This window comes from Streptomyces sp. NPDC050423, assembly GCF_040655445.1.
Classification (GTDB): Bacteria; Actinomycetota; Actinomycetes; order Streptomycetales; family Streptomycetaceae; genus Streptomyces.
Window position 1 is genome coordinate 1 of record NZ_JBFAJY010000087.1, and the last position, 4277, is coordinate 4277.

The 4277-nt window shown below is 65.5% G+C and carries 2 protein-coding genes and 1 pseudogene; all 3 read right to left on the minus strand.

Translation table 11 applies throughout. The annotated features are described in order from the left end of the window. Positions 1 to 246: 246 nt before the first annotated feature. A pseudogene (locus AB0I52_RS32665) lies at positions 247 to 771 on the minus strand (serine/threonine protein kinase); the annotation flags it as partial. Between the two features lie 593 nt (positions 772 to 1364). Then, a complete protein-coding gene (locus AB0I52_RS32670; RefSeq protein WP_363078777.1) occupies positions 1365 to 1679 on the minus strand; it encodes a hypothetical protein in 315 nt (104 codons plus the stop codon). 69 nt (positions 1680 to 1748) lie between these two features. Next, positions 1749 to 3749 (minus strand): PrsW family glutamic-type intramembrane protease, encoded by a 2001-nt coding sequence (locus tag AB0I52_RS32675; protein WP_363078779.1) that lies wholly within the window; start codon positions 3747 to 3749, stop codon positions 1749 to 1751. Between the last annotated feature and the right edge of the window lie 528 nt (positions 3750 to 4277).

Below are 4277 nucleotides of genomic sequence, written 5' to 3' on the forward strand. Positions count from 1 at the left end.
ACACCTGTTCTAATTTCTTAACCCCCCCATTTGCTCTCACCGGGCAATACGTCGAAGGCCCCCGCAGCTCGCTGCGGGGGCCTTCGACGTTGTCTCAACCATCGTTGTCCAGGTCTCTGTCCACAACAGCTACCTCTGGGCTCCCCCGATCGCCACCCCGATCTTCCGGGCCACTTCCTTCAACAGGTGGTCGGGGACGCGGCGGGGCCGCCCGCATGCGCACGGCCCCGCCGGGTTCCCCACCCATGACCTGGCGTCGGGGGCGCGGGCGATGCCGAAGTCGATGACGCGGGGGCCGTCGGCGGCAATCAGCACTTGGACGGCTTCAGGTCGCGGTGCACAATGCCGGCACGTGCACCACTTGCCTTGCCTCAGCGATCGTGGCGATGAGCAGCAACACAGTGGGGGCGAGCAGTGGCCTGCGCTCGGCAACGGCCGAGGCGGCGGCAGCCCCGGACACACGGGCGGCCGCCGGCCAGGGCTGCGGTCCCTCCACGTCGCTGTCGATCATCGGTGCCATGCACAGGCCTTGCGCCCGCTCGGCCACCCGCACTTCCTGCGCGAACCGCCCCGAAACCCCGGGTCTTGGGTGACTTCCGGCCATGTCACCTTGAGCGCCACGGGTCGTCCGCCTGGAGTATGCGGGAGACGCACCTTCCCCATGTCGCCCGAACCGGGCCCGGCAGCCAGCCGGTACCCCTCGACACTCCGCGGAGCATCGGCTCCCAGCGCCTGAAAAGCATCTTGAACAGCCCTGCCTGCGCCGTTCATCGATCCCCCCCGCAGCACCCGTCATTCAGCAGAACAAGCACCTGTACGCGGAGCAGGAGCCAGACCAGGGGCACCGGACAGGCGGGACGCCCGGAGCCACCGGACGAAGCTCGGAGGCGACATACGAATCATCTTTGGTCGGGTTGCGATCACGCTTACACCCGCACCTGGCAGATACAGGAGATTCTGATCAACGAGCCCAGCACCACTGCACGGGTGCAGGAGCGGAGACAAAGGCGCAGGCGACTTGTCGCTCGAACCTCCCGAGTCAATAAGTACGGAATGGCTGGGTTCGAGATGGCGTCGCCGAATCCAATTTATCTGGAATTCCCGCACGAGCGCCATGGCATATACGGCAGGATGGGCCATGTGTCGACAGATCCGTGGCGCGAAATGCTCTTGCCACCCAATATCGAGACTGAAGTCCCGTACGGATCAGCGCCCTATAACCCTCGAGACGGCCCCTGCGGCCTTCCTCGCACTCGTATGACAACTCCGCCCCGACGGCTGTATAGCTGAGAGAGGCGCCAGAGCCAATTGGTGCGGCTGATACTCATGCACCTTGCACCCCCTGCGGCGAGCGATTATGGCCGTCACATAGGACGGGCGAAGATTTCCACGTCCTCCAGCGCGTCCGCTGCCGCCCCGGACAGCGAGCCATCCGGCAGCAGACGCCGGACGGAATCAACGGCCTGCGGCGACACGCACCGGTGCAGTCGCGCGAGATGCCCCAATGCCAGAGCAGCCGCACGGCGAACGTCGGAATCCGAATGCCGAGTGAAGTGGATCAGCCATTTTTCCACCCATTCACGATCCTGCACATACAAGGCCGCAGAGATAAGGGAGTCTGAGATGAGGCGTGGTCGATTCGACTCGAAAGCGACTGCCGCCTGCTCCGCTGTGATCATATCGGGTGAATGGTAGGTCATGAAGTGACTCCAAGGATCGGGCTGCTCTCATGGGCGGGCAGGTCCTCATCAAGGGGATTTGATCTTGCCCTTGGCGGTTACCTTCCCAGCCTTGCGTAGAGCGCTCTGCATCTGCTGGCTCAGTTCGTCCCAGGTGCGTACGTGGCCATGGTAAATCCCGGTGCCGTTGTGGGTTTCATCGAAGACGGCGAACTCACGGTTTTCGTGGTCGACCCCCACCCGTCGTGTCGTATTGGGGTTGAAGGTGATCGAATCCTCCAGTGTCTTCTGCGGATTACCGGGTTCTGGAGCGGCATTTCCTCGCTGCTGGGGCCCGTGCTTGGGTGAGGGCTTGAACGTCAACTCCGGTTCGCTGCCGTCGAACGGTGTCTCCGAGTGCGCGCCACCGTCCGCCCCCGCAGCCATGAGGAGGATCCCGGAGATGCCGAGGGCTCCGGCCTTGAGAGCTGCTTCGAGGGTGACGCCGGCAAGGGCTGCGCCTTCGCCGGCGGCCACACCCTCGCTGGCGAAGGCAAGGGCGAATCCGGCGCCGGGCGGGAACAGCGTCAGCAGGGAGAACAGCAGGAGGGCGAAGCCGAGGTAGATCAGGAATCGGTCGAGGGCGTCCAGGAGGTGGAAGGTCTGGATGGCGTCGCCGCCGGGTCCGACGTCGGCGCTGCGGTAGAGCAGGAGCGTGCCGGTGGTGGCCGCACCCAGGGCGGTAGCAAGGCGGAACCGGTGCAGGACGAGGAACTCACCGAGCGGCAGTTCGGTGACCGGTCGCCAGGTGCGCAGCGAGTACACCAACTGCCAGGCGATCCAGGCCAAGGCTGCGACGGCAGACCAGCGCAGGATCTGCGGGCCTGATCCGGTGGTGAAGTAGTCCTGAAGGTCGGCCGTCGCCTTGAAGGAGCCGATGCCGAGGAAGAGCAAGGAGGGGAGCGTGATCAGGCAGGGGATCAGAATGAGCCATCGGCGGCGGGTGTTGCGGACCGACTTGAGGTGGGCGCGTATGTCGATCGTTCGCCAGGCATCCTCGTGATCGGAGGCGTCGATACGGGCCCCGATCTGAGCCACCACGCTCCGCAGTGGTTCGGTGTCGTCGTGCGGGGCGCCGGCGGCCGCGTAGTAGAGGGAACGACGCAGCCGGACAAAGCGCAGCGCGATCAGAGTGCTCCAGGGCAGCCGCCAGGCCGCGTAGCGCACGAGCGCGGCAGCGCCGTCACCGTCGGCGCGCTCGGCGGTCAGCAACACGCCGGGCACGGTGCGTTTGGCGCGGTGGAGTTGACGCAGGTCCAGCAGCAGGGCGAGGGTCAGGCAGACCAGCGGCATCGCCCACGCCTTGCCGTCCAAGGTCTCGAGCCATTGCGCGGCCTGCCCAGCGGAGTCCGTGACCGCGTAGTTGTTCAGGGTGTGATGCGTGATCGCCAGCGCGACCGGGAGGACGGACAGCAGCCGCCACCAGCCGCGAGTGCGCCACAGCAGGCCGACGCCGAAGCCGGCCGTGGCGGTCCACACCAGATGGCTGAAAGTCGTGGCTGTTGCGACCTGTCCGAGGTCGATTGAGCCCGACGGGGCCGGTAGCCACGCGGTGAAGACCTTGGCCGGGCCCGGAACGAATGGCGGGGACAGGCTGTCGGGAATGACCCAGCCCCCATCGCGCGGGATGGCCCGCTTCGCATCGAGGCTGTAGCGCAGCACGGACTCCAGCAGTCCGAAACCTGCGCCGAGCGCCGCACCCAGGACGGTGAAGTCGGCAACTCCCCACTGTCGGCGCACCTTGACGTGCAGCCCGATCAATACCAATGGGGCGACTTTGATGAGTTCCTCGACCCAGGGAGCCACGGTGTAGCTGGTGGTCTTCACCACCTCGGCCAAGGCCCGGCCGCTCTGGTCGGCCATCATCCGGGTGTAGGCCAGCTCCACCAGCGCCGCGAGGACCCCACACCCGTACACCCCGACCGCAAACGCCCTCAACACCGTCGACAGCCGCAACGATCGGGTCAGCGACGACAGCATGAACAGCTGCAGCACGCCCCATATCGCGGCAGTTGTCATCAGCACGACCATGCTCCACCCCCCATCACCCGAAGCGGCATTATCTTTGCGTAAGCAAAGTGATGCTAAAGGGGCGGCCTTGCCCAGGCAAGAGGTCGGCACGAATCTGGCGCGATTGTGCGGACTGCCCCTCACCCGACACGCGAGTGCATCGGCAAACTCCGCCGCGAGGGCGAAGACCGTCGCTTGAGGCTCCACCGTTCTCCATAGAAGAGCAAAGCGGCTGCGTCATCGCGAATGTCGGTCAGCGCGTGCAGCCGCAGTCCCGTGCCCTCTCGGCTTGGTGGAGCACGCCGATCCGTGGTCTCAGTTCTGGTCTCGTTCACCCACGTCCAGCACGGTTCAGCACCCAGCCCAGGACCCGCTCCACTCCAGGTCAGGACGCTCCCGACCTCTACCGAACTCCCTGACGAACATTTGGAAAGCGTGTTGGGGGCAACCCCTCACGAGTTCGAATCTCGTATCCTCCGCCATTGCTCTCACCGGGCAATACGTCGAAGGCCCCCGCAGCTTGCTGCGGGGGCCTTCGACGTTGGTGGT